Consider the following 23721-nt stretch of genomic DNA (forward strand, 5'->3'; position numbering starts at 1 on the left):
GGCGCCATATTGGGCATGGCGCCGGTTAGACCCTGATTTTGGGACGTTTTGAGAAGGATTTCAACTCGAAATCCAACTTTGTCATATTGCGCAAGGCTTTAATCGGAACGGTCTTTCTTTCGTTCGCCCATTCCGAGCAGCTTCAGCTTGCGGTGCAGCGCGGAGCGTTCCATCCCGATGAAGCTCGCAGTCTTAGAGATATTGCCCGAGAACCGTCGGATCTGGACGCTGAGATATTCGCGCTCGAAAGTCTCGCGGGCTTCGCGCAGCGGCACACCCATCAGGGCCGAAATACCCCCTCCCCCGCCGAGACGGTTGCCGGTGACTTCGGTTGGCAGCATGTCCGCCTCGATCACCGAGAGTTCTTCGCGCGGCGTGAGGATTATCGTGCGCTCGATCACGTTGCGAAGCTGCCGCACATTGCCCGGCCAGTCGTAGGCCTGCAGCGCAGCCATCGCTTCCTCGGAGATTTCCGGCGCACGGATACCTTGCTCGGCGGCGTGGTGGGTGAAGAAATGCTCCGCGAGCTCGGGGATGTCGTCGCGGCGCTCGGCAAGCGAGGGGACCGTGACCGGCACGACGTTGAGGCGATAGAACAGATCTTCGCGGAAGCGCTTCTCTTCCATCTCGCTCGGCAGGTCGCGTGCCGTTGAGGAGACGACGCGCACGTCCACGCCGATCTGCCGGCTGCCCCCGACACGCACGAAGCTCTGTTCAGTCAGGACACGAAGGATACGCGCCTGCGTACTGAGCGGCATATCGGCGACCTCGTCGAGGTAGAGCGTGCCACCATCGGCGATCTCGAGCAGGCCCTGCCGCACGAGCTTGCCGTTCGCTTCCTCGCCGAACAGTTCCTGCTCGAAGCGCTCTGGCGTGATGCGCGCGGAATTGACGATCACGAACGCCTTCTCGGCGCGCGGGCTCCAGCTGTGCAAGAGGCGCGCGGCGACTTCCTTGCCCGCGCCGGCCGGGCCGGTGATCATCACGCGGCTGCCGGTGTTCGCGACGCGTTTGAGCGTTGCCCTGACCTGGTTGATCGCGGGGGAATTGCCGGTGAATTCCTCTCCGCGGCTGAAGCCCTGGCGCAGCTGGTTGTTCTCGCGGCGTAGGCGCTCGGTCTCGGTGGCGCGGGCGACAAGGTGCAACAGGCGTTCTGCCTCGAACGGCTTCTCGATGAAGTCCATCGCGCCGCGGCCGACTGCGGATACGGCCGTGTCGATATTACCGTGCCCGGAGAAGATGATCACCGGAAGCGCCGGCTCGCGCTGCTTGATCGCGTCGAGCACTTCGAGGCCATCCATCGGGCTGCCGTGCAGCCACACGTCGAGCAACACGACGCTGGGTCGCCGCTCGTCGATTTCATTGAGTGCGGTCGTACTGTCACCCGCGGTCCGGCATTCGTAGCCTTCGTCCGAGAGGACGCCGGATACGAGATCGCGAATGTCTTGCTCGTCGTCGACGATCAGGATGTCTACCGCCATGGGCTGGCTCCGATTGTATTGGTCATTGTGCTGCGGCCTCGACCTCGACACGCGGATCGCGCGCGAAGCTCATTGTCACCCGAGTGCCCCCCTCGGGTGCGTTGGCGAAGGCCATTTCGCCTCCGTGTTCCTCGACGATCTTGTTGACGATCGCCAAGCCGAGCCCGGTGCCCTTCTCGCGGTGGGTCACATAGGGCTCGACGATACGTTCGCGGTCCTGTGGCAAACCGATGCCGTTATCTTCCACCGACACGGTCACGAATGCATCGTCGGCAACGATCTCGACTGCGATGCGGCCGCGGAAATCGGGTTCGCTCTGCTTGGCCTTCCCCTCGACCGCCTCGACCGCGTTCTTGAGGACATTGGTGAGCGCCTGCCCGACCTGATGCCGGTCGCAGGCGATGCGGGCATCGGTCTCGATATCGGTAGCAAGGCCAAAGTCGAGATTGGGATGCGCAACTTCCTGCAGGAACAACGCCTGTTTGACGAGATCCAGCGCGTCCTCCTGCCGGAAGACCGGCTTGGGCAACCGCGCGAAGGAGGAGAATTCGTCGACCATTTTCCTGAGATCGCCGACCTGTCGTACGATCGTATCGGTCAGATCGTCGAACAACTCGCCGTCCTTGACGATGTCCTTGCGATAACGACGCTTGAGGCGTTCGGTCGCGAGCTGGATCGGGGTCAGCGGGTTCTTGATCTCGTGTGCAATGCGGCGTGCCACGTCGGACCAAGCTGCCTGGCGCTGGTCGAGCAGCTGGCGCGTGATGTCCTCGAAAGTGATGACCTTGCCATCGGGCGTCTGGGTGATCTTCACCGCGAGGGTGAGCAGTTCGCTACCCTTCGCATGGGTCACGATACCGTTGGCAACACCCGCCTCGAGCAAGGCAGCAATTTCAGGTGCGATGGCCTGCAGGTCTTTCTCATCGGCGCTCTCGTCGACGAGAAGGAGCCGCTGGGCCGAGCTGTTCATCAGTGTGATCTGACCATCGTGGTCGAGCGAGATGATGCCGGCCGTAATGGATTCGAGCAGCGCTTCCATGAAAGCGCGGCGCTCGTCGAGCTGCGCATTGGCGCCGACCAGCGCATCAGTCTGCCGCTCGATCTGCGCGGTCATCCGGTTGAAGGCGCGGTTCAGTAGGCCGATCTCGTCTGCGCCCGTCCGGCCTTCGACGCGCATTGCGAAATTGCCTGCCCCGACTTTGCGCGCAGCCGCGACGAGGTCGGTCAGCGGCTCGACTTGGCGATCGGCGAAGCGAAGAGCGAACCACACGGCCAGTCCGACGAGGGCCAGCGACACGAAATAGAGCGCCAGATTGAACCGCAGCTGGAGGGCGCGCGCCCGGGTCGTCAAATCCTGGTAGGCACTGGCGATGGCACTCGCACGCTCCCACGATCCGAAGCCGCGTTCCTCGAGATTGCGAACGGCATAAAGATACACGCCGGCTTCACGGTCGATTGCCGCTATCGCCTCGATCCGCGCGTCATTGGCTTCCATGACGGAGCGCTCCCCGGCGCGGAGCCGCTCGAGCGCCCTTGTTCCGAAGGCCCCCGGATCGCTGGCTTCGGAAATGTCGTAGACGGCGACAGTCTGCGCCGAACCATCTTCGCTTTGCCGCAGGATGGCGGATTCATTGATGTTCCGCCCGCCCATCTGGAAGGTCACGAACTCGACGAAGTCCACATCGGTGAACGAAGTCTCTTCGCTGTTCTCGAAATAGTAGCGCAGGTCGCCAGCCATCGCGACGGTCTCGTTCGCGACCTGCGACTGGTTCTGCTCGTAATAGATGCGCGAGAACTCGTTCGCATTGCGCATGAGCCCGCGCGAATTGTCGGAGAACCAGAAATCGACACCCGACTGGAAGAGGAAGGCGGCGAAGCCGGCGACCAGCAGCGTCGGGATTGCAGCGACGAGCGAGAAGAAGAACACCAGCCTCACGTGGAGCCGCGCGGTGCTGCCTGCCGCCCGTCGAAGCGCCATGCGGCGGCCTATCAGGACTATCAGCGCCAGCGACGGAATCAGCGTGCCGATCAGGAGCGTCGCGACCTGCCTTGCAGGCAGCAATTCACCGTCGGGCGGTGCGCTCGAGAAGGTGTACCAGGTGAGCCCAGCCATCGCGATGACCGAAACGACAGCAAGGATCTCGAGGTATCGGAAGACATTGGCGCGGCGCGAGGCCACGATGAACCGCCGCCACCAGCGGGGACTTTTCTGGCTCAGGGGGATGGCGGCGTCAGCCATAGTTGCGTTCTTACAACGCGACTGTTGCATCGTTGCAAGAGTTTTCTCGCAACACTCTGTGGATCACTTTCCACCAGTGCAATTCTAGCGATCGGTGAAAGCGTCCGGCTCGATCGAAAGTTCGTCCAGTTTCTTGCGCAATGTGTTGCGATTGATGCCGAGCAGGGAAGCCGCGCGGAGCTGGTTGCCGCGCGTTTCCTGCAATGCCCATTCGATCAAGGGCTTCTCGAAAGCAGCCTGGGCCCGGTGATAGACCGTTCCGCTCGGCGGATTGTTCTCGACCAGCCAGTTTCGCACAGACGCTTGCAAGTCGCCGCCCACCACCGGGTCGGCCTCCTGCGAAGCCTTGCCGATGATCTCTTCGACGGCATTCGCGTCGATGATGTCTTCGCGAGCGAGCAAGGCGAGGCGCATGACCGTGTTGCGGAGCTCGCGAACGTTGCCCCGCCAGGGCATCCGCTCGAGCAGCGCCACCGCTTCCGGGGAAAGCTGGTGCGCAGGCAAGCCCTCGTTAGCGGCCAGCTTGAGGAAGTGCGCTGCAAGCGACCCGACGTCCTCGGTGCGCTCACGAAGCGGCGGAATCTCGATCGGGACGACGTTGAGGCGGTAATAGAGATCCTCGCGGAATTTGCCGGCCTCGATCATCGGCTGAAGGTCGCGATTGGTCGCCGCCACGATACGCACGTCGATGGCGATTTCCTGTCGTCCGCCGACCCGCCTAATGCGTCCCGACTGCAATGCCCGCAGCAAGCGCGTCTGCGCCTCGAACGGCATGTCGCCGATTTCGTCGAGGAATAGCGTGCCGCCATTGGCTTGTTCGAACTTGCCGATGGTCTGCGAGACGGCACCGGTAAACGCGCCCCGCTCATGCCCGAAGAGCTCGCTTTCTATGAGCTCGCTCGGGATGGCGGCCGCATTGACGGGGACGAAGGGGCCGGTCTTGCGTCGACCGAGCTGGTGGATCGCTTCTGCAACCAGTTCCTTGCCAGTGCCGGATTCCCCGAGGATCAGGACAGTGAGGTCGTTGCGCAGCACGCGGGTGATCATGCGGTAGACGCCCTGCATTGCCGGGCTCCGGCCGACGAGGCCGAGGCTGTCTCCCATGTCGCCTTCGTCGGCCGATGCGGCGCTGCTCGTGCCGACCGCTTGCGAAACCGCGCGGACGAGCTCGTTGAGGTCGAACGGCTTGGGGAAGTACTCGAACGCGCCCGTCTCCGTCGCGCGCACTGCCGTGTCGAGCGTGTTCTGGGCCGAAAGCACGATGATCGGCATCTCGGCGAAGCTGTCGCGAATGGTCGGCAAGTCCTCGATGCCGTCGCCGTCTTCAAGGACGACATCTGTCAGCATCGCATCGAAGCGGTCGGCGGCCAGCAGCCGGTCGCGCTTGGCAATGCTGGCGCAGCGCGAGACGTCGAAGCCTTCGTCCTGCAGCGCCGCAGTGACCACGGTCGCGATGGCGCTGTCGTCCTCGACCAGCAGGATGCTCTTAGCCATTGGCCATCTCCAGGTCGCCGTCGGCAACCGCAAGGTGCAGTTTGAAAATCGTCAGCCCGGCCCGCTGGTCGCGCCGATGGGCGACACGCCCGCCCATATTGGCAATCATCTTCTTGACGAGAGCAAGGCCGAGGCCCTGACCGCTTTTCTTCGACGTCACGAAGGGCTCGAAAATATGATCAGCAAGATCGGGATCGATGCCGGGGCCGTTGTCCGCAATCGAAACTTCGATCGGCAGGCGCAGCGCCACACCGAAGCGAAGGACGTTGGCGGCCAGCCCGCTCACGAAACGCGTGCGAACCGATATGCGTGGATCGTCGGCAGCTGCGGCTGCATCGCTCGCATTGGTCAGCAGATTTATTAGCACCTGCTCCAGCTGGTCGCGATTGGCGAGGACGGGCGGCAAGGAAGGGTCGAACTCCTCGACGAACTCCACCCTCGATCCCGGCTTGGTGCGCACGGCTGCAATCGCCTTGCGGATCGACTCGTGCAGATTGACTGGGCCGAGCGGTTCGAGCGTGCTGCTGCCCAGTTCCTGCATGCGGTCGATCAGGCCTGCGATCCGGTCGACCTCGGTCGAAATGAGCGATGTCAGGTGCTGGTCGCTGGCAGCGAGCTTGCGTGAAATGAGCTGGCCCGCACCGCGGATCGCGGACAGCGGGTTCTTGATCTCATGCGCGAGTATTGCCGGTGCGCGGAGCGACGCGTCCGCACCTGTCTCGCCCGACATGTCGGCCTGACCCGCGTCCGTCAGCGTCAGTACGCGCCATCCCGGGTGCGAATGCATCGGGCTGACAGTCATGTTGACCTCGCGTTCCACCCCGTCGATGCCGACCGAAACGCCGCGAGCAACGAGCTGGTCGTCAGCCTGCAGCATCCGCTCGCGCAGATTGCCTTCGGGCAGGTCGATGATGTCGAGCAGCGGCGTTCCGACCAAGCGTTTTGCGCTTCGCCCGAGAAGGTCTTCGGCCGCCGGATTGGCCTCGGTGATGACCATGTCGGGATCGAGCGAGACCAGCGCAAAGACCAGTCCCGAAATCTGAGCCCGCGCATCGGGGCCACCGCCGGCCTCGTTCACGCAGCCTGCCTGTGGATGAAGGGATCGTAGAACCGCTCGATTTCACCGAGCACTTGGCGGGGATCGTCGATGAAGTTCACGTGGTTCCGGAACTCGGCCGAACCATGCATTCCCTTGGTGTACCAACCGAGATGCTTGCGGGCGACCTTGGTGCCGACATCCTCGCCGTAATGGTCGAGCATCCGCTGATAGTGTTCGACGAGCACGTCGTATTGTTCCCCGAAGCTCGGGCTCTCGCGAAACTCGCCGGTATGCCACCAGTGCATGACTTGCCCGAGCAGCCACGGCTTGCCGTAAGCCCCGCGCCCGATCATCAGGCCGTCCGCGCCCGATTGCTCGAGCGCCTTTGCAGCATCCTCGATGCCGCAGATATCGCCGTTCACGATGACGGGGATCGAGACCGCATCCTTCACCTTGCGGACGAAGCTCCAGTCGGCACTGCCCTTGTACATCTGGTTGCGCGTGCGGCCGTGCACGGTGATCATCTTGACGCCGAGGTCTTCGGCGATCCGCGCAAGCTCGGGTGCGTTGAGACTTTCGTGGTCCCAGCCCATGCGCATCTTCACCGTGACCGGAACGTCGACCGCCTTGACGGTCGCTTCCATCAGCTTGGTTGCCAGCGGCACCTCGCGCATCAGCGCGCTGCCGGCCATGCCGTTGACGACCTTGCGGACCGGGCAACCGAAATTGATGTCGATGATCGCCGCGCCGCGATCGGCATTGAGCTTGGCAGCCTCGCCCATGCTTTCCGGATCGCAGCCGACTAGCTGCATCGAGACGGGCTCCTCGATCGGGTCCCATGCCGCTTTCTGGATCGACTGCCGCGTCTCGCGGATCGCGGCCTGGCTCGCGATCATCTCGGTGACGTTGAGCCCCGAGCCATAGCGGCGCACGAGCGTGCGGAACGGCAGGTCGGTGACGCCCGTCATCGGAGCGAGCAGGACCGGCGTGTCGATCGTGACCGAGCCGATGTCGATCGGCTTCACGGCAGGAGGTTTGGGGAGCGAATTCATGTCTGTGCCTAAAATTTAGGCAGCCAATAGTGGATTGCCGACCACGGTGCAAGGCGCTAGCGCCCGCATCCGCATGACTGACCACTCCCCTCGCCCGGCGTTCAGTGCCGTCATCGTTGCCGGCGGCAGCGGGACGCGTGCAGGGCTGGGTGTCCCAAAGCAATATGCGCCATGGAAGGGCAAGCCGGTTCTGGCTCATTCCCTTGATGCGTTTGCCAAGGCGGGTGCGCAGGAGCTCGTTGTGGTGGTCCCCGATCCATCCGACTTGACGGCGCAGGACATTGCCCGCCCCTTCCCAACCGCCAAACTGGTACGGGGCGGAGAGACGCGTCGCCTTTCGGTGAAGGCGGGGCTCGAAGCATTGTCGGGCGGTCCCGACCAACCGGTCCTGATCCACGACGCCGCACGCCCGGGGCTTTCGGGCGAGGTGATCGACCGACTGCTCGATGCGATCGGCCCGGCTCGTGGCGCGATCCCGGTTCTTCCGGTGGTCGACAGCCTTGCGGTTGCTGGCGACGGATTGATGACCGGCACGGCAGTCCGTGAGGAATTGCGGCGCGTGCAGACCCCGCAGGCATTTCGCCTCGGCGAGATCCTTGCAGCCCACCGCGCCTGGAACGGCCAGAGCGAAGCCGGTGACGACGCGCAGGTCGCCCGAGCACACGGGATGCAAGTCGCACTCGTCGAGGGCGACGAGGGCCTCGCCAAGCTTACATTCGCAGAGGATTTCGCCGTGACGACAGCATTCCCGCGGATCGGAACCGGGTTCGACGTTCATCGCCTTGCAGAAGGCGAGGAACTGTGGCTCGGCGGTCTCAAGATCGAGCACGATCGCGGTCTTGCGGGACACAGCGATGCCGATGTCGCGCTTCATGCGATCACCGACGCTATTCTTGGCGCTGCCGCCGCGGGCGATATTGGGCAGCACTTCTCGCCCAAGGACGAGCGTTGGCGCGGTGCATCCTCGGACCGGTTCCTCCGCCACGCGCAATCGCTTGCAGCGGAGCGCGGCTACGTGGTCGGAAATGTCGATCTCACCATCATCTGCGAAGAGCCGAAGATCGGTCCGCACCGGGAAAAGATGCAGCAGCGGATCGCTCAGATATTGGAAGTCGATCCGGTTCAGGTTAGCGTCAAGGCGACAACCACAGAAGGCCTGGGAATGACCGGTCGTCGTGAGGGCATTGCCGCGCAGGCAGCCGTCACGCTTTTTCCAGAGGGATAATTCATGAGTTCACGTAAAACCTTCAAGCTGGCTGCCGCGATGACGGCCACGCTCGCCATCATGCAGCCGTCGGTCCTCGCCGCGCAGGAGTGCATCGAGCAGGACGACCTGTCCGACACGCTGATCTACGCGATGCCGCTGATGGTCGATGCGGTTTCGACCAAGTGCAACGGCTCGCTATCGCCCACCGGTTTTCTCGCCACGAATGGTGATACCTTTGTCGCTCCCTACGCCGCGCTGCAGGAAAACTCGTGGACAGGCGCCTTTCGCGTCCTCCAGCAGTTTGCCGGTGCCGGCAGCAAGGACAAGGCGGGCAGCGACGAGATGGCGCAAATGCTCGGCGCGCTCCCGCCCGAAGCGCTTCGCCCCTTCGTCGATGCGATCGTCGTCCAGAAGCTCGGTGAAGAGATCAAGACCAAGGATTGCTCGAAGATCGAGCGGGGCATGGAACTTCTCGCCCCCCTTCCCCCGGAAAATGCCGGTGGCCTCGTCGCCTTCCTGTTCGACCTGGCAAAGGTCGACCGCCCGTCAGTCTGCGCTTACCGCCCGGAATGACCGACACGCTCCTCCCTGCCGAAGTTCGCGACCTTGCTGCCAAGGTCGTTGAAGCCAACCGGGTCGCCGGTCGCACGATCGCTCTTGCGGAATCGTGCACCGGCGGGCTCGTGTCTGCTGCGCTGACTGAAATCCCGGGTTCGTCGGCCGTGCTCGACCGATCCTTCATCACCTATTCGAACGAAGCGAAGATGGAGAGCCTTGGAGTCGCCAGCGACATTATCGAGACCTTCGGTGCCGTCTCGATCGCCTGCGCATGGGCGATGGCGCAGGGAGCGCTCGATCACAGCAAGGCAGATATCGCCGTCGCGATCAGCGGTGTTGCTGGGCCGAGCGGCGGGACGAAGCTCAAGCCTGTCGGAACGGTAGTTTTCGCGCGAGCGATCCGCGGGAATTCTTGCACCGAAGAAGGCGACTTGAAGCAGTTCGGCGACCTCGGACGCGCCGAGATCCGCCGTCAGGCGACCGTCTGCGCGCTGGAATTGCTGCTGCCGTAAAGCTCTTCCGCACGCGCTTCGAAAGCGCCCATCAGCTTGCGGAATGCGCGGTCGACATATTGGCCCGCCATTGCCTCGAAAACGCGGTTCTTGAAGGTGAAGTCGACGCAGAAATCGACCTCGCTTACGCCGTCCTCGGTCGCTGAAATCTGCCAGCTGTTGTCGAGATTGCGCATCGGGCCGTCGACATAGTGCACGACGATCCGGTTCGGACGCGACTTTTCGACGCGCGACGTGAAACGCTCACGCAAGGATTTGAAGCCGACCACCATGTCGGCGACCATTTCGGTCTCGCTGTTCGAGCGCACCCGCGTCGCGACGACCCAGGGCAGGAACTTGGGGTAGCTGTCGACATCGGCAACGAGGTCGAAGATCTGCTCCGGTGTATAGGGCAGTTTGCGATGTTCGCGGATGAGCGGCATCAGGCTTTGGTCTTGGCCGCCTTTGCCAGCTTGGCCTCGCGCGCAGCCCGCATTTCCGCGAAATCGTCGCCGGCATGATAGCTCGAGCGTGTGAGCGGGCTCGAGGCGACCTGGAGGAAGCCCTTGGCCCGTGCGATCGCGCCATAGGCGGCAAACGCCTTGGGCGTGACGAAATCCTCAACCTTCGCATGCTTGGGCGTCGGCTGGAGATACTGTCCCATGGTGATGAAATCGACGTCCGCGCTGCGCATATCGTCCATCACCTGGTGCACTTCGAGCCGCTGCTCGCCAAGGCCAAGCATGATGCCCGACTTGGTGAAAATCATCGGGTCGTGGCTCTTCACCTCCTCGAGCAGGCGCAGCGAAGCATAGTAGCGCGCGCCCGGCCGGATCGTCGGATAAAGACGCGGCACGGTTTCGAGGTTGTGGTTGTAAACATCTGGACCGGCTTCACAAATCGCCTCGACCGCCGCGCGCATCTTGCCGCGGAAGTCGGGCGTGAGGATTTCGATCGTCGTGTCCGGAGTCTCGCGGCGCAGGGCCTTGATGACTTTCACGAATTGCCCTGCCCCGCCATCGGGCAGGTCGTCGCGGTCGACGCTGGTGATGACGATGTGTTCGAGACCCATCTGCCCTGCCGCGATCGCCACGTTCTCCGGTTCCATCGGATCGACGAGACGCGGCATGCCGGTCTTCACATTGCAGAAGGCGCAGGCGCGCGTGCAGACATCGCCCAGGATCATGACGGTCGCATGTTTCTTGTCCCAGCATTCGCCGATGTTGGGACAGGCCGCTTCCTCGCAGACCGTGTTGAGCTTGAGGTCGCGCATCAGCTTGCGCGTTTCGTGATAGCCCTTGCTGACCGGGGCCTTGACGCGGATCCAGTCGGGCTTGCGCTGGCGAGCCGGGCGCTCGCCGTCCGGCTGCGGAGCTGATGACAGGTCGTTCATGGCGCCCATCTAGTCGGGAGGGGCAAGCGGCGCAATGCCTGCGGAAACGAATGCGTATGCATCTTGCCTAAGCCAAAAGGCTCGGCTAGCCGCGCCCACATGGACCAGCTTGCGATACAAACCTTCACATCGCCAGTCGTTCTCTTCTTCGTTCTCGGCTTGCTTGCCGCCTTCGCGCGCTCCGACCTCGCCATTCCCGAGGCGCTGGCGAAAGGCATGTCGCTCTATCTGATGGCAGCGATCGGCCTGAAGGGCGGCGTCGCGGTTTCCAAATCCGGCTTCGACACCACGGTGCTCTCGGCTCTCGGTGCCGGGATCGCGGCAGGCCTCCTCCTGCCCGTATTCGCCTATGTGGTGATCAAGAAGTTCGGCAAGCTCGACCGGATCAATGCCGGCGCGGTCGCCGCGCATTACGGCTCGATCAGCGTCGTGACCTTCGTGACCGCAGTCGAAATCCTCGAATTCCAGTCGAAGCCCGCGGGTGGCTACATGGTCGCAGTGATGGCGGCGATGGAAAGCCCGGCGATCCTCTCCGGCCTCCTGCTTGCACGCGGGCTCGGCTCGCAAAGTGGGCAGAGCACCAAGGAGATGCTGCACGAGGTCGCTTTCAACGCCTCGGTCGTCTTGCTGCTGGGCGCATTCGCGATCGGCCTGATCGGGGGCGCGGACGGCTTTGCGGACGTCAGCCCCTTCTTCGAAGCCGGCTTCAAGGGCGTGCTGTGCATCTTCCTGCTCGACATGGGCCTGATCGCCGCGCGCCGCATCATGGACAGCAGGGCGATCACCTGGCGCCTTGCCGTGATCGCGATCTTCCTGCCCATCGTGAATGGCGCGGTCGGGACGCTTGTCGGCGTGGGCATCGGCCTCGATGCTGGTTCGGCAGCGGCGCTCGGCGTACTGTGTGCGAGCGCGAGCTACATCGCGGTTCCCGCCGCCATGCGCCTCGCCCTGCCCGAGGCTGACCCGGGAATTTACCTGACCATGTCGCTCAGCATCACCTTCCCGTTCAACGTGCTGATCAACATCGGCCTTATCAGCGCTTTCGCATCGATCCTCACCGGTAACCCAGGAGTTTCGCCATGATCGAAACCGTGACCCGCAAGCGGATCGAAATTCTTGCCGATGCGGCGCTCATCAAGCGCGTGACCACTGCCATCGACGCTGCCGGGATTACCGGTTGGACCGTCACTCCGGTTCAATCCGGCAAGGGGCGCGACGGATACTGGCGCGAAGAACGCGTGACCGGTTCGGACAAGGTCTTCATCCTGACGATCGCGCCTGAGGACAAGGCGATGAAGCTCGCCGAAGACCTTGCGCCCATTCTTACTTCGCACCGGCTCCTCCTCACCATGTGGGATGTTCAGGTCATTCGCGGCGAGAGGTTCTAGAATGCCCGAATTTGCAGCCCTTCTCGAAGGTTATCGCCGCTTTCGCACCGATGGCTACCCACGCCAGAAAGCGCGCTACGACCACCTCGTAGCCGAGGGTCAGAGCCCCAAGCTGATGATTATCGGTTGTTCGGACAGCAGGGTCGATCCGGCGCAGATCTTCGATGTCGACCCGGGCGAGATTTTCGTCGTTCGCAATGTCGCAGCGCTCGTCCCGCCTTTCGAGACGACACCTGGCCAGCACGGCGTTTCGGCAGCGATCGAATTCGCGGTGCAGGTCCTTGGCGTGAAGCAGATCGTCGTCATGGGCCACGGCATGTGCGGCGGTTGCAAGGCGGCTCTGACGCAGGAGATGCACGGCAATGAGCCGGGCGCAGGCGGTTTCGTCGCCCAGTGGATTCACCTGCTCGACGATGCCCGCGAGCCGGTCGCCGAAAAGTTCGGCACGGAATCGCGCGAGGCGGAGCGGGCGATGGAACTCGCTGCCGTTCGCGTAAGCCTTGCGAACCTGCGGACTTTCCCCTGGGTCGCCGACAAGGAAAAGAGCGGCGAGATCAAGCTTCGAGGAACATTTTTCGCTATTTCTGAAGGCGTTCTCTACCACCTTGAAGACGAGAGCGGCGAGTTCGAAGCGGTCGAATAGCGCTTGAGGATATCCCGCCAGCGCCCCATGTAGCGCGCATGGATAGCAATCGCCCGAGAAACATCGCCCTCCTGATCGACGCCGACAATGCGCGCGCAGAAGGTATCGACCCGGTCCTGACCGTTCTTGCAGAGCTCGGTTCGGTCAATATCCGCCGGGCCTATGGCAACTGGCGCAAGACGTCGCTCAAGGGCTGGGCCGACCGGGTGCACAAATACGGCATCGAGCCGCAGCAGCAGTTCGACCTGACCAAGGGCAAGAACGCGACCGATATGAAGATGACGGTCGACGCGATGGACCTGCTCTACAGCGGCCGCGTGCACGGTTTCGGCATCATGAGTTCCGATAGCGACTTCATGCCGCTCGCGATGCGCATCCGGCAGGATGGCTACCCGGTCTACGGTTTCGGCCAGGCCAAGACGCCGGAAGGCTTTCGCGAGGCTTGCTCGCGTTTCATCGATGTCGATGCCCTCATCAAAGCGGAAAGCGAGGATCGCCGAGACACCCCGGGAGGCTCGATCCAGGACGAACTCGTCCAGTTGCTGATCGATGCCTACAATAACTCGAAACGCGACGCTCAGGGCTTTGCCAAGCTGTCGGAAGTCGGCCAGCGGGCTGGCAACCGCTCCAGCTTCGATGTCCGCAATTTCGGCTTTGCGCGCCTCACCGACATGATCGAGGCAGCCGATATCTTCACCCACGAACGCCGCGACAATGGCGAGGTTTTCATCAAGCGCCTGCGCTGAGGAAAAAGAAAAAGGGCGCGAGCCAAAGCCCGCGCCCTCTTCAACCTAGCGAAGGATGACCGGTCACATCGTGCCGGCAGCACCCGCGCCCTGGATTTCGGCATAGACCGACCACAGGCGAGCGATCGGTGCGCGCTTGCCGTCAACCTTGGCAAAGGTTTCCTGAGCTTCGGCAACCTTGCCCTGCAGGAGCTGGGCAATACCGAGACGCGTGTTGAGGCGCGCGGTGTCGGCACCCGGCTTGGTCAGCGCGATTTCGTACATCGCTTCCGCCTTGTCGCCCATTTCGTAGGCGAGGAAAGCATCGCCCGCACCAGCCACCAAGCTGCCACTGGCGCCTGCTGCCCGTGCATCGCTTTCGAGGCCGGCAAGGTCTGCCTTGTCGGCTGCGATGCGTGCATTAGCCGAACGCAGGGTTTCCGCGATCAGGGTCTCGCTCGGATCGACGACGCCGGAAGCGACGCCCTTGTCGATAATGCGCTTCACTTCACCCGGGAAACGGAGGACGTTCGCTGCATCGACATAGTCGACGTAGTCGCGCAGCTGGACCATCGTGTTGGTCTTGTCGGCGAGACGCATCAGGTCGAGCAGTTCCGGGTTCTCGTAGAGGAACAGGTTACGCTGGATGTTGATCGCATCCTTCCAGCTCGTGTCCGACGGGTAGTGACGCGCATACATGGCGGAGAACTCGACTGCCTCGGCAGCCATGTCGTTGTTGTATGCGTTCGCAACGCCGCGCTTGAGCCAGTCTTCCGGCGGCTTCTCGCCAGCCTGCAGCTTCGCGTCGATGCGGCCCTTCATGTATGCGAGGCCTTCACCGTACTGTTCCTGCTGGAAATAGGTGTCGGCGATGACCGGAACGAGGTCCATACCGGTGTAGCCGGCAGCGTCCGCCTTGCTCAGCTGCTCGCGGGCGACCTGGAAGTCGTCGTCGTTATAGGCGAGCTGGCCTGCGGTGTAATAGAACTGGCCGAGACGCTCGGGAGCGACCTTGCCGCTTTCGAGCATCATGTTGATGCCCTGGCGCATGAGCGCGCGGTCGTCGAGAGCGACGCCGATGTTGTTCAGGATGCCGCCAGCGGCATTCTTGTCGTCGTCGTTTTCGATTGCTGCGATCATCGCCGGGATGCCCGCGCGGATAGCAGCTTCGTCCTTGGCTTCTGCGTTCAGAGCCTCGTTCACCGGCGTATAGGCGGCAATGAAGCCTTTCGAGTAGCTCGGCTTGTCTTCCTTATCGCGCTTCTTCTGCGCGTATGCCGGAGTTTCGAGTGCAGTGACGCCGACGGCGGCACCGGTCATGAGGGCGATCGCCATTGCGATCGACGATCCGGCACGTTTGGCCTTCTTGCGGGCAAGGAAAGTCATTCGGGTGTCTCCCAAGAGTGGAAAGGGTATGCCTTTTAGGGGCGAAAAACGGTTCACACGCGCGCTACTGCCGCTTCGCGTTCCGTATTGCAAATCCTGATAGGGATCGGCGGCTGAACGGGCTTTGAATAAGGCCCGTGCCTGCCGTTCAGCCAAAACCCACGCACATGTGGAAAAACCGCAGAAATAAGAGGGTTTCAGACCTCCCAAACTGGCGAAATCGCGCCCCCTTCCCTACATTGCAGGCTCGAATTGTCCGTCCAATGGACGCAGCAGAAAAGATCTCTCTTGAGCGACGATACCGAAACTCTCGAACCGCCGGTTCCCTCCAACGATTACGCACGCGTCGACATCGTCGACGAGATGAAGACGAGCTACCTCGATTACGCGATGAGCGTGATCGTCAGCCGTGCTCTTCCCGATGTGCGCGATGGGTTGAAGCCGGTTCACCGCCGCATCCTATTCGCCAGCCAGGAAGGCGGCTTCGTCGCAGGGCGCCCCTATCGCAAGAGCGCCAAGATCGTCGGCGACGTGATGGGTAACTATCACCCGCATGGCGACGCCGCGATATACGATGCTCTCGCGCGCATGACGCAGCCCTGGTCGCTGCGCGTGCCGCTGGTCGATGGTCAGGGGAACTTCGGTTCGATGGACCCCGATCCGCCGGCATCCATGCGCTATACCGAGGCGCGCCTTGCCAAGGTCGCGAACAGCCTGCTCGACGACCTCGACAAGGACACGGTCGACTTCGCCGACAACTACGACGGTTCGCGCCAGGAGCCGACGGTCCTTCCGGCGCGTTTCCCGAACCTGCTGGTTAACGGCGCGGGCGGCATCGCGGTCGGCATGGCGACCAATATCCCGCCGCACAACCTCGGCGAAGTGATCGACGGCTGCCTCGCTTTCATCGAGAATCCGGGCATCACCTCGGAAGAACTGTTCGAGATCATCCCGGGGCCGGATTTCCCGACCGCCCCGCTGATCCTCGGCCAATCCGGTGCCCGCGCGGCCTATACTACCGGTCGCGGTTCTATCCTGATGCGCTGCCGCCACGAGATCGAGACGAAGCGCGGCGACCGCCAGAGCATCGTCCTGACCTCGATCCCGTTCCAGGTCGGCAAGTCCAATCTGGTCGAGAAGATCGCCGATGCCGCGAAGGAAAAACGGATCGAAGGCATCTCCGACATCCGCGACGAGTCGAGCCGCGAAGGCGTGCGCGTAGTCGTGGACCTGAAACGCGATGCGTCACCGGAAGTGGTGCTCAACCAGATCTGGCGCTACACGCCTGCGCAGGCGAGCTTCCCGGCGAACATGCTCGCCATTCGCGGCGGTCGCCCCGAAGTGCTCTCGCTGCGCGACATCGTGCAGTCGTTCATTGGCTTCCGCGAGGAAGTCATCACCCGTCGGACCAAGTTCGAGCTCAACAAGGCCCGCGAACGGGCGCACATCTTGCTCGGTCTGGTCGTCGCGGTATCGAACCTCGACGAGGTCGTCGCAATCATTCGCGGCGCGGCAAACCCTGCCGAGGCGCGCGAGAAGCTGATCCGCAAGGAATGGCCGATCGGCGACATCGCCCAGTACATCAAGCTGGTCGAGGCCATCGAGCCGACTGCCGATCAGGAAGGCGGTACTTATCGCCTTTCCGAGCGTCAGGTGAAAGCGATCCTCGACCTGCGCCTCCATCGCCTGACGGCGCTCGGCCGCGACGAGATCGGCGACGAGCTCAAGGAACTCGCCATGGCGATCGAGGAATATCTCTCGATCCTCGCCGACCGGGTGAAGCTCTACGGCGTGATGCGCGAAGAGCTCGAGGAGATCCGCGAGCAGTACGCAACGCCGCGTGTCAGCGAGATCGCCCCCGCATGGGACGGTATCGAGGACGAGGACCTGATCGAGCGCGATGAGATGGTCGTGACCGTCACGCATGACGGCTACATCAAGCGCACAGCGCTCTCGACCTTCCGGGCCCAGAACCGTGGCGGCAAGGGCCGCGCCGGCATGGCGACGAAGGATGAGGATGCCGTCAGCGAGCTGTTCGTTACCAGCACGCACAATCCGGTGCTGTTCTTCTCGACCAAGGGCAAGGTTTACCGCCTGAAGGTCTGGAAGCTGCCCGAAGGCGGGCCGAACACGCGCGGGCGCCCGATCATCAACCTGCTGCCCTCGCTCGATGACGGAGAGACGATCCGCACCGTCCTGCCGCTGCCGGAAGACGAGGATAGCTGGGGCGCGCTCAGCGTCGTCTTCGCCACGGCGAAGGGTAACGTGCGTCGCAACAGCATGGACGCCTTCACCAACATCCCGTCGAACGGCAAGTTTGCCATGAAGTTCGACGAAGACAGCGACGATCGCCTGATCGGCGTAAAGCTGCTGGAAGCGGGCGACGACGTCCTGCTTGCGACCCGGATGGGCAAGGCGATCCGCTTCGCCGGCACCGACGTCCGCGAGTTCACCTCGCGCACCTCGACCGGTGTTCGGGGCATGAAGTTCAAGGAAAAGGGCGACGAGGTCGTCTCGCTTGCCATCCTCCACGAAGGTTCGGCCACTCCCGACGAACGCGACGCCTACCTCAGGGTCGCCCCGTGGAAATCGGACGAAGACGCGCCCGAGCTTTCCGAAGAGCACCGCAAGATGGCGGAGGAGGAAGAGTTCATCCTCACCGTCTGCGCCAATGGCTACGGCAAGATCTCGTCCGCCTACGAATACCGGCGCGCCGGTCGTGGCGGCATGGGCATCACGAATATCGACAATATCGAGCGCAACGGCCCGGTCGTGGCGAGCTTCACCGCTACCAAGAACGACCAGCTCATGCTGGTGACCGACCAGGCGAAGCTGATCCGCATCGGCCTCGACACCTTGCGCGTCCTTGGTCGCAACACGGCGGGCGTCAGGCTGTTTAACGTTGCGAAGGGCGAGACGATCGTCAGCGTTGCTCGCCTCGATGAACAGGAAGAGCCGGAAAACGCTGCCGAGGAAGCGATAGCGGAAGAGATCGTCGGTCGCGGGACCGAGGAAACCACTCCGGACACGACTGCGCATTCGGACAAGAACATCGACGGCGAAGCCGGCGGATGACATTGGCGGTAGAGCGGTCGGACAGCAGTTGCGGAGCAACCATCCGCGGCGTCGACCTGTCCGGCCCGCTCGACCCGGAACTCGTTTCACAAATCCGCTCGATCTGGCTCCAGCACAAGGTCGTCGCATTTGCCGATCAGCAGATGGACGACGATGCCCTCGAACGCTTCACCCTCGCCATGGGCGGCTTCGGGGAAGATCCGTTCTTCGATCCCATCGCTGGCAGCGAGCATGTCGCGGCGATCCTGCGCGAAGCGGACGAGACCTCCGGCTTGTTCGCCGAAAGCTGGCACAGCGACTGGAGCTTCCTGCCCAAGCCTCCCGCCGGTACCTGCCTGTTGGCAGTCGACATCCCGCCGGTCGGTGGGGACACGCTATTTGCCGACCAGGTCGCCGCTTTCGCGGTCCTTCCCGAAGAGCGCAAAGAATACCTTCGCAGCCTGACGGCCATTCATTCGGCCCAGCGGGGCTATGCGCCGAGCGGCCTTTATGGCGATGCCGACGAAGGCAGGTCGATGGCAATCCGCTCCGATGAGAGCGCGAACGAAACCTTCGAGCACCCTCTCATCATCACCCACCCCGAAACCGGGGAGGAAGCGATCTTTGCATCCTTCAGCTACACGGTCGGGATCAAGGGCATGAGTGACGAGGAGGCACTCGCCTTCGTCCTCGATCTCCAGTCATGGCAGACACGTGACGAGATCGTTTATCGCCACCGCTGGGAACCAGGCATGCTGCTGATGTGGGACAACCGCTCCGTCATTCACCGCGCGACCGGTGGGTACGAGGGTTATCGGCGCGAATTGCACCGCACGACCATTGCTGCTGCGGCCTGAGGGCTCAGTCCCTGTCGAGCGGCAGGTCGTTGCGCAGCGACTGGACCACCCCGGTCGCAATCATGAACTGGCCCGAATAATAGAGCGGCCACACCAGCCAGTCTGCCAGCGCGCTCTGCCCGCCCTGCCCCATGCGGTAGAAAATGAGCCAGTCGGAAACGACGAACAGGACGGCGCCGACCCCGACGCGGTAGCGCGGAAAGCGGCTCAGCCACGCAAGCGCTGCCATCGTGCCAAGCCCGGCCGCGTAGAAGGTAACGCCCGCATCCTTCGTCAGCAGGTAGGATATCACCGGCGTGAAAATGAACAGCGCCGCCCCGGCCAGTTTCTGGCTGCTTGTGGGGTGCTGCCTTCGATGCCTGAAGTAGAGCGCAATCGCCGCGATGTGCGCGAGGAAGAACGCAGCGCCGCCAGCGATAAAGCTGACTTCGATCGCCATGTCGCCGATGGCGGAAAGCGCCATCACGGCTGCCAGTATGCCGCCATCGACCGAGAGATGGCGCCGCAGCACATAGATCGCGAGCAGGGCAACGCCCAACCCCTTGAGCAGCATCAACTGGATACCGCCGATGGGATCGTTCGACAGGAAGTAGAACGCCGTTGCCGCAGCTACGCTGGCGAGAAGCCAGGGGCGATGTTTCAGAAGTGCGCGTTTGGGCATTTTGCCTCCCGGGCGAAGCTTGGGCTTGAACCATAGGGCAAGCAAGCACTAGGTGCGCATCCATGTCCCACGATGTCCACATAATCGGCGGCGGCCTCGCCGGAAGCGAGGCTGCATGGCAGCTCGCTCGCCGCGGCTACAAGGTACGCCTGTCGGAAATGCGCGGCGGCGGCGATTGCACGCCCGCGCACCAGACCGATGGCCTCGCCGAACTCGTCTGCTCGAACAGCTTCCGCAGCGACGACGACGAGCGCAACGCGGTCGGCCTGCTGCATCACGAAATGCGCCGCCTCGACAGCCTCGTCATGCATGCCGGTGAAGTCGCCCGCGTGCCGGCGGGCAGCGCGATGGCTGTAGACCGCGATGTCTTCTCCGCCGAGGTCGAGCGCACCCTTCTCGAGCATCCCAACGTCACAGTGGTGCGCGAGCGGGTCGATACCCTCCCCGAAGCCGGTCTTACCATCGTCGCCACGGGACCGCTGACCGCGCAGTCGCTGGCCGACAGCATCGTGAAGGCGACGGGGCAAGACCGTCTCGCCTTCTTCGATGCAATCGCGCCGATCGTGCACCACGAGAGCATCGACATGTCGAAGTGCTGGATCCAGTCCCGCTGGAACAAGCGCACGGAAGCTTCGAACGAGGGTGGCGATTACATCAACTGCCCGATGACGAAGGAGCAGTATCTCGCCTTCCACCAGGGCCTGATCGACGGCGAGAAGACCGAATTCCGCGAGTGGGAGAAGGATACGCCCTATTTCGACGGCTGCATGCCGATCGAGGTGATGGCGGCGCGCGGCGTGGAGACTCTGCGATACGGTCCGATGAAGGGCGTGGGTCTCGACAACCCCTACGACACGACCGAGGAACATCCGCAGGGGCGCTGGCCCTATGCCGTCGTCCAGCTGCGGCAGGACAACAAGATGGGTACGCTGTGGAACATGGTCGGCTTCCAGACGAAGCTGAAATACGGCGCACAGATAGAGCTGTTCCGAACAATTCCCGGCCTCGAAAACGCCGAGTTTGCGCGCCTTGGCGGGCTGCATCGCAATACCTTCATCAACTCGCCCATGGTGCTCGACCGGCAGCTACGCCTGCGCGGGGCCGAGCACATCCGCTTCGCCGGGCAGATCACCGGTTGCGAGGGTTACGTGGAAAGCTCGGCAGTCGGGATCCTCGCCGGGATGATGACTGCATTCGAACTTGGTGGGGAAACATGGGAATCGCCGCCGCGCAGCACTGCGATGGGTGCGCTTCTCGCGCATATCACCGGTGACGCGGAGGCCGAGACGTTCCAGCCCATGAATGTCAATTTCGGCCTGTTCGATCCCCTTCATGACGTGAAGAAGAAGCAGCGCAAGGAAGCCTACACCTCGCGCGGCAAGGCGGATTTCGGCGAGTGGCTTGCGAAGCGGGAGAAGGTCGCCGCCTAGCAGCGGCAGCGCTGTTTGCGTGCACTGCGCTTCGGCGCGGTGGTCGCGAACTCGTCCTGCGTAAGTTCCCGATTGCCGTCGGCATCCGCCTGGTCGAAGCGCGTGGCGGTGGCGACGGCCCATTCCTCGAACGTCAGCAGATTGTTGCCGTCGACGTCGAGCTTGCGAAACGCGTCGGTCCGGCTCGAGAGCATTTCCGCGCGCGTGATGCGCAGGTCGCGGTTGCGGTCGTAGCGGAAGAAGCGCCGCTGTTCGCGCGTCAGTTCGCTCGCCTCGGGAGGTTCGGGGCCCTCCATGTCGGCGGGATCGGAGATCGGGATGTCCGGCAGGTTTAGCGTGGCTTCGGGCGCGGGAGGCGGCGGTGCTGCGGCCTCGACCTGTGCCCTTCCCTGCCACCAGAATGCACCCAAACCGACCAGCGCCAGCGCACAGACGGCGCCCAGCAAAATCCTGTTCATGCGACCTTCCCTTCGGGCCGCATGATAACCTAGCGCCCGAACATTCCAAGCCGCATTACAAGGAGATAGTCGCTACGTGTCTCGATCAGGGGCGAGCCTCCCCTAGCCAGCGAGCGCCGCGCCAGTTCCCCGAGGATCGTCAGGTGGCGCAGGCTTCGCGGCAGCGCATGGCGATCGCTCGCCAGACCGCCGAACTTCTCGAGCAGGAAACCGCGCTCGCCGTCATCGCTGGTGCGCGCGATGAGGTCGGCGGCGGCCCACGTCCGGCCCATCTTGAGTGCCTTGCCCGCCAGCGAAGCCTGTCCGGCCTTGCTAGCGAGCAAAGCGAAGATGCCCGCCCGCGCGCCGACGAACTCTTCAGCTGCATCCTCCGGCAGAGGCGGTTCGGCAAGCAACCGTTCCCACCCGTCGACCAGAGCTGTCATCTCCCCTTCGACCTCCGGCCAATGGTGCGAGAGCGCATCGAGAACCTCGTCGCCTTTCGGTCGCTGGTCGGCAGGCTTGGCCAGCTGCTCGCGCCACCAGGAGATACGCAGTTGCGCCACCAGCGGCTCGCTCGCCTGGCTGACGAACTGGCCGAGGCGTGAGTCCAGCGCGAACAGCGCGTGGGCGGCAGGCCGCTGCGAAAGCGGGGCGTGCGTCAGCGCCAGTCGCACCGGGAAAGAGGAAATAGAGTTCTCGAGGCCGTCCATCCCGCCCGCCCTTCGGCAGAGGACATCCGATGTCAAGCCACGGCCGAATCCGTGAAACCGCGTTTACCCTTTCCCTCCGCAGAAAGCCCCTAAACGCCGGGTGCGAAACTCCATTTTAACCCTCTGGCTTCATAGGACACTCACAACTCGCCCTTAAACGGGCACGATGTCTGTGGACCATTCGAGGAATTGGCAATGAGGGCTGTTCGCAAGCTCTGCAAAGCACTGACCAGGAGCCGGACCGGCAACGCGACGATGCTCGTGGCAATGGGCGTGCCCGCTCTCATCGGCGGGGCCGGTTTCGCGGTCGATACTGCGCAGTGGTACATGTGGCAGCGCGAGCTGCAGCACGCAGTCGACCAGGCCGCCTACGCAGGCGCATGGGCGCTCGCCCGTGAAGATAGCGAAGGCTATTACGAGAAACGCGCGCTGCAGGAATACGGTGCGAATATCTCGAAGACCGACGACTTCGACACCACCCCGACCGTGCAGCTTGCCGACTATGCTGGCGGTACGGACAACAGCCTGATCGTCAGCTCGACGGCGACCAGGACCCTGCCCTTCAGCAGCTTCCTGACCGGCGGATCGACCACGATCCGTGCGACCGCGCAGGCCAGCTTCGCCGAAGGCTACGACTTCAACGCCTGCCTCACGTCGCTTAAGACGACTGGTACCGGGACCATGATCGGCGGTAGTGCGAAGGTCCGTGCAGCATGCGGTCTAGCTGCGCTGAGCTGCTCCGAAGATGCCATCACGATCGATGGCAACGCGGACGTCCTGACCGATGTCATCGTCGCCTGCGGTACGATCGATGCCGAGGACAATGACGACGTAATCGTCGAAAACGTCCGCGGGCTGGAGGATATTTACGCCGATCTCGAGCCGCCGACCAACGATACGCCGCGCACCTACAATTGCACCGGCAAGGGCAAGAACAAGCAGGCATCGCTCCTGCCCGGGACCTACAGCGGTCTCGTCGTGAAGTGCACCACGACGCTGTCGAGCGGCATTTATGTGATCGACGGCGGCACGCTCGACCTTACCGGTAACTTCGATGTCACCGGTTCGGGCGTCATGTTCGTGCTGCGCAACGGGGCGCATGTGAAGCTTGGCGGTAGTGGCAACGGCAACAGCCTCAACCTGACCCCGATGTCGGCTTCGGACTTCATCGGCACGGCCTATGAATCGCAGGCCGACCAGCTGTCCGACATCCTCATCTTCGAGGAGCGCGACAACGATCCGGGCCAGGACCACATCTTCAACGGCAACTCCAACTCGATCATCGAAGGCCTGATCTACCTTCCGTCCGGCAACATCCGGATCAACGGTACGGCCGACGTCGTGGCCCAGTGTCTCCAAATCTCGGCCTATTCGATCGACATCCGCGGCGGCGCGTTCCTCGAAACGCTTTGCCCGACCAAGGACGCGACGAAAGTCGGGTCGTCCACCCCCGATGTGAGGCTGGTAGGCTAA

22 protein-coding genes are annotated in these 23721 nt (G+C 63.1%); 11 read left to right on the forward strand and 11 right to left on the reverse strand.

Going from position 1 to position 23721, the window contains the following annotated elements; genetic code table 11:
• Positions 1-98: 98 nt before the first annotated feature.
• The 5 genes from EO245_RS09200 to dusB form a co-directional block, all read right to left on the reverse strand.
• Positions 99-1481, reverse strand: a complete 1383-nt coding sequence (locus tag EO245_RS09200; RefSeq protein WP_128892639.1) for a sigma-54 dependent transcriptional regulator — start codon at positions 1479-1481, stop codon at positions 99-101.
• A gap of 22 nt (positions 1482-1503) precedes the next feature.
• On the reverse strand, positions 1504-3720 hold the full coding sequence (locus EO245_RS09205) for an ATP-binding protein (protein ID WP_128892640.1): 2217 nt from the start codon (positions 3718-3720) through the stop codon (positions 1504-1506).
• An 84-nt stretch (positions 3721-3804) separates the two neighbouring features.
• On the reverse strand, positions 3805-5214 hold the full coding sequence (locus EO245_RS09210) for a sigma-54 dependent transcriptional regulator (protein WP_128892641.1): 1410 nt from the start codon (positions 5212-5214) through the stop codon (positions 3805-3807).
• Positions 5207-6292, reverse strand: a complete 1086-nt coding sequence (locus EO245_RS09215; protein ID WP_128892642.1) for a nitrogen regulation protein NR(II) — start codon at positions 6290-6292, stop codon at positions 5207-5209. The genes EO245_RS09210 and EO245_RS09215 overlap by 8 nt, the downstream gene beginning before the upstream one ends.
• Positions 6289-7305, reverse strand: coding sequence for a tRNA dihydrouridine synthase DusB (gene dusB / locus EO245_RS09220; RefSeq protein WP_128892643.1), 1017 nt, complete (start codon positions 7303-7305; stop codon positions 6289-6291). Before dusB ends, EO245_RS09215 begins: the two co-directional genes overlap by 4 nt.
• Positions 7306-7378: 73 nt before the next feature.
• Here dusB and EO245_RS09225 point away from each other — a divergent pair, with 73 nt between their 5' ends.
• Genes EO245_RS09225 through EO245_RS09235 form a run of 3 tightly spaced genes read left to right on the forward strand, consistent with a single transcriptional unit; the run spans position 7379 to position 9582 of the window.
• Entirely contained in the window at positions 7379-8530 is a 1152-nt protein-coding gene (locus EO245_RS09225) for a bifunctional 2-C-methyl-D-erythritol 4-phosphate cytidylyltransferase/2-C-methyl-D-erythritol 2,4-cyclodiphosphate synthase (RefSeq protein ID WP_128892644.1), read from the forward strand.
• A gap of 3 nt (positions 8531-8533) precedes the next feature.
• Positions 8534-9085, forward strand: coding sequence for a hypothetical protein (locus EO245_RS09230; protein ID WP_128892645.1), 552 nt, complete (start codon positions 8534-8536; stop codon positions 9083-9085).
• Complete coding sequence (locus EO245_RS09235) at positions 9082-9582, forward strand: CinA family protein (RefSeq protein WP_128892646.1); 501 nt, start codon at positions 9082-9084, stop codon at positions 9580-9582. Before EO245_RS09230 ends, EO245_RS09235 begins: the two co-directional genes overlap by 4 nt.
• Here the strand turns inward: EO245_RS09235 and EO245_RS09240 are convergent.
• Both EO245_RS09240 and lipA read right to left on the reverse strand, forming a co-directional pair.
• Positions 9543-10004 carry a type II toxin-antitoxin system RatA family toxin gene (locus EO245_RS09240; RefSeq protein ID WP_128892647.1) on the reverse strand — a complete coding sequence of 154 codons (462 nt, stop codon included), beginning with the start codon at positions 10002-10004 and terminating at the stop codon, positions 9543-9545. The two genes, EO245_RS09235 and EO245_RS09240, sit on opposite strands and share 40 nt — an antisense overlap.
• A complete protein-coding gene (lipA, locus tag EO245_RS09245) occupies positions 10004-10954 on the reverse strand; it encodes a lipoyl synthase (RefSeq protein ID WP_128892648.1) in 951 nt (316 codons plus the stop codon). Before lipA ends, EO245_RS09240 begins: the two co-directional genes overlap by 1 nt.
• Before the next feature lie 99 nt (positions 10955-11053).
• Here lipA and EO245_RS09250 point away from each other — a divergent pair, with 99 nt between their 5' ends.
• The 4 genes from EO245_RS09250 to EO245_RS09265 are packed head-to-tail and all read left to right on the forward strand — an operon-like array spanning position 11054 to position 13731.
• A complete protein-coding gene (locus tag EO245_RS09250; RefSeq protein WP_128892649.1) occupies positions 11054-12037 on the forward strand; it encodes a sodium-dependent bicarbonate transport family permease in 984 nt (327 codons plus the stop codon).
• The gene (locus EO245_RS09255; RefSeq protein ID WP_128892650.1) at positions 12034-12342 is read left to right on the forward strand and encodes a transcriptional regulator; all 309 of its coding nucleotides are present in this window, start codon (positions 12034-12036) and stop codon (positions 12340-12342) included. Before EO245_RS09250 ends, EO245_RS09255 begins: the two co-directional genes overlap by 4 nt.
• Before the next feature lies 1 nt (position 12343).
• The gene (locus tag EO245_RS09260; RefSeq protein ID WP_128892651.1) at positions 12344-12985 is read left to right on the forward strand and encodes a carbonic anhydrase; all 642 of its coding nucleotides are present in this window, start codon (positions 12344-12346) and stop codon (positions 12983-12985) included.
• Positions 12986-13023: 38 nt separating this feature from the next.
• Positions 13024-13731: an NYN domain-containing protein gene (locus EO245_RS09265; RefSeq protein WP_128892652.1), complete on the forward strand. Its 708-nt coding sequence runs from the start codon at positions 13024-13026 to the stop codon at positions 13729-13731.
• Between the two features lie 63 nt (positions 13732-13794).
• On the opposite strand, the gene EO245_RS09270 is transcribed toward EO245_RS09265, so the two are convergent.
• Entirely contained in the window at positions 13795-15096 is a 1302-nt protein-coding gene (locus EO245_RS09270) for a hypothetical protein (protein WP_128892653.1), read from the reverse strand.
• 288 nt (positions 15097-15384) lie between these two features.
• On the opposite strand from EO245_RS09270, the gene gyrA reads away from it, so the two are divergent.
• Together gyrA and EO245_RS09280 are read left to right on the forward strand one after the other, a co-directional pair.
• Positions 15385-18171: a DNA gyrase subunit A gene (gene gyrA, locus EO245_RS09275; RefSeq protein WP_128892654.1), complete on the forward strand. Its 2787-nt coding sequence runs from the start codon at positions 15385-15387 to the stop codon at positions 18169-18171.
• On the forward strand, positions 18168-19007 hold the full coding sequence (locus tag EO245_RS09280; RefSeq protein WP_128892655.1) for a TauD/TfdA family dioxygenase: 840 nt from the start codon (positions 18168-18170) through the stop codon (positions 19005-19007). The genes gyrA and EO245_RS09280 overlap by 4 nt, the downstream gene beginning before the upstream one ends.
• 4 nt (positions 19008-19011) lie before the next feature.
• Here EO245_RS09280 and EO245_RS09285 read toward each other — a convergent pair whose 3' ends face one another.
• Positions 19012-19668, reverse strand: a complete 657-nt coding sequence (locus EO245_RS09285; RefSeq protein ID WP_128892656.1) for a lysoplasmalogenase — start codon at positions 19666-19668, stop codon at positions 19012-19014.
• A 62-nt stretch (positions 19669-19730) separates the two neighbouring features.
• Here EO245_RS09285 and trmFO point away from each other — a divergent pair, with 62 nt between their 5' ends.
• Positions 19731-21098, forward strand: coding sequence for a methylenetetrahydrofolate--tRNA-(uracil(54)-C(5))-methyltransferase (FADH(2)-oxidizing) TrmFO (gene trmFO, locus EO245_RS09290; protein WP_128892657.1), 1368 nt, complete (start codon positions 19731-19733; stop codon positions 21096-21098).
• Here the strand turns inward: trmFO and EO245_RS09295 are convergent.
• Both EO245_RS09295 and EO245_RS09300 read right to left on the reverse strand, forming a co-directional pair.
• Complete coding sequence (locus EO245_RS09295) at positions 21095-21556, reverse strand: EF-hand domain-containing protein (protein ID WP_128892658.1); 462 nt, start codon at positions 21554-21556, stop codon at positions 21095-21097. The genes trmFO and EO245_RS09295 overlap by 4 nt on opposite strands.
• A 29-nt stretch (positions 21557-21585) precedes the next feature.
• Positions 21586-22248, reverse strand: a complete 663-nt coding sequence (locus tag EO245_RS09300; RefSeq protein ID WP_128892659.1) for a squalene/phytoene synthase family protein — start codon at positions 22246-22248, stop codon at positions 21586-21588.
• Between the two features lie 195 nt (positions 22249-22443).
• On the opposite strand from EO245_RS09300, the gene EO245_RS09305 reads away from it, so the two are divergent.
• The gene (locus EO245_RS09305) at positions 22444-23721 is read left to right on the forward strand and encodes a TadE/TadG family type IV pilus assembly protein (protein WP_128892660.1); all 1278 of its coding nucleotides are present in this window, start codon (positions 22444-22446) and stop codon (positions 23719-23721) included.

This window comes from Erythrobacter sp. HKB08, from assembly GCF_004114695.1.
In the GTDB taxonomy this organism is placed as follows: Bacteria; Pseudomonadota; Alphaproteobacteria; order Sphingomonadales; family Sphingomonadaceae; genus Parerythrobacter_A.

Coding starts and splice junctions, on each gene's coding strand:
- EO245_RS09285 (WP_128892656.1), bottom strand. CDS start 19,668: ATGCCCAAACGCGCACTTCTGAAACATCGCCCCTGGCTTCTCGCCAGC.
- lipA (WP_128892648.1), bottom strand. CDS start 10,954: ATGAACGACCTGTCATCAGCTCCGCAGCCGGACGGCGAGCGCCCGGCT.
- EO245_RS09235 (WP_128892646.1), top strand. CDS start 9,082: ATGACCGACACGCTCCTCCCTGCCGAAGTTCGCGACCTTGCTGCCAAG.
- EO245_RS09210 (WP_128892641.1), bottom strand. CDS start 5,214: ATGGCTAAGAGCATCCTGCTGGTCGAGGACGACAGCGCCATCGCGACC.
- EO245_RS09200 (WP_128892639.1), bottom strand. CDS start 1,481: ATGGCGGTAGACATCCTGATCGTCGACGACGAGCAAGACATTCGCGAT.
- EO245_RS09255 (WP_128892650.1), top strand. CDS start 12,034: ATGATCGAAACCGTGACCCGCAAGCGGATCGAAATTCTTGCCGATGCG.
- EO245_RS09240 (WP_128892647.1), bottom strand. CDS start 10,004: ATGCCGCTCATCCGCGAACATCGCAAACTGCCCTATACACCGGAGCAG.
- EO245_RS09205 (WP_128892640.1), bottom strand. CDS start 3,720: ATGGCTGACGCCGCCATCCCCCTGAGCCAGAAAAGTCCCCGCTGGTGG.
- EO245_RS09230 (WP_128892645.1), top strand. CDS start 8,534: ATGAGTTCACGTAAAACCTTCAAGCTGGCTGCCGCGATGACGGCCACG.
- EO245_RS09270 (WP_128892653.1), bottom strand. CDS start 15,096: ATGACTTTCCTTGCCCGCAAGAAGGCCAAACGTGCCGGATCGTCGATC.
- EO245_RS09280 (WP_128892655.1), top strand. CDS start 18,168: ATGACATTGGCGGTAGAGCGGTCGGACAGCAGTTGCGGAGCAACCATC.
- EO245_RS09295 (WP_128892658.1), bottom strand. CDS start 21,556: ATGAACAGGATTTTGCTGGGCGCCGTCTGTGCGCTGGCGCTGGTCGGT.
- dusB (WP_128892643.1), bottom strand. CDS start 7,305: ATGAATTCGCTCCCCAAACCTCCTGCCGTGAAGCCGATCGACATCGGC.
- EO245_RS09260 (WP_128892651.1), top strand. CDS start 12,344: ATGCCCGAATTTGCAGCCCTTCTCGAAGGTTATCGCCGCTTTCGCACC.
- trmFO (WP_128892657.1), top strand. CDS start 19,731: ATGTCCCACGATGTCCACATAATCGGCGGCGGCCTCGCCGGAAGCGAG.
- EO245_RS09225 (WP_128892644.1), top strand. CDS start 7,379: ATGACTGACCACTCCCCTCGCCCGGCGTTCAGTGCCGTCATCGTTGCC.
- EO245_RS09250 (WP_128892649.1), top strand. CDS start 11,054: ATGGACCAGCTTGCGATACAAACCTTCACATCGCCAGTCGTTCTCTTC.
- EO245_RS09265 (WP_128892652.1), top strand. CDS start 13,024: ATGGATAGCAATCGCCCGAGAAACATCGCCCTCCTGATCGACGCCGAC.
- EO245_RS09300 (WP_128892659.1), bottom strand. CDS start 22,248: ATGGACGGCCTCGAGAACTCTATTTCCTCTTTCCCGGTGCGACTGGCG.
- EO245_RS09305 (WP_128892660.1), top strand. CDS start 22,444: ATGAGGGCTGTTCGCAAGCTCTGCAAAGCACTGACCAGGAGCCGGACC.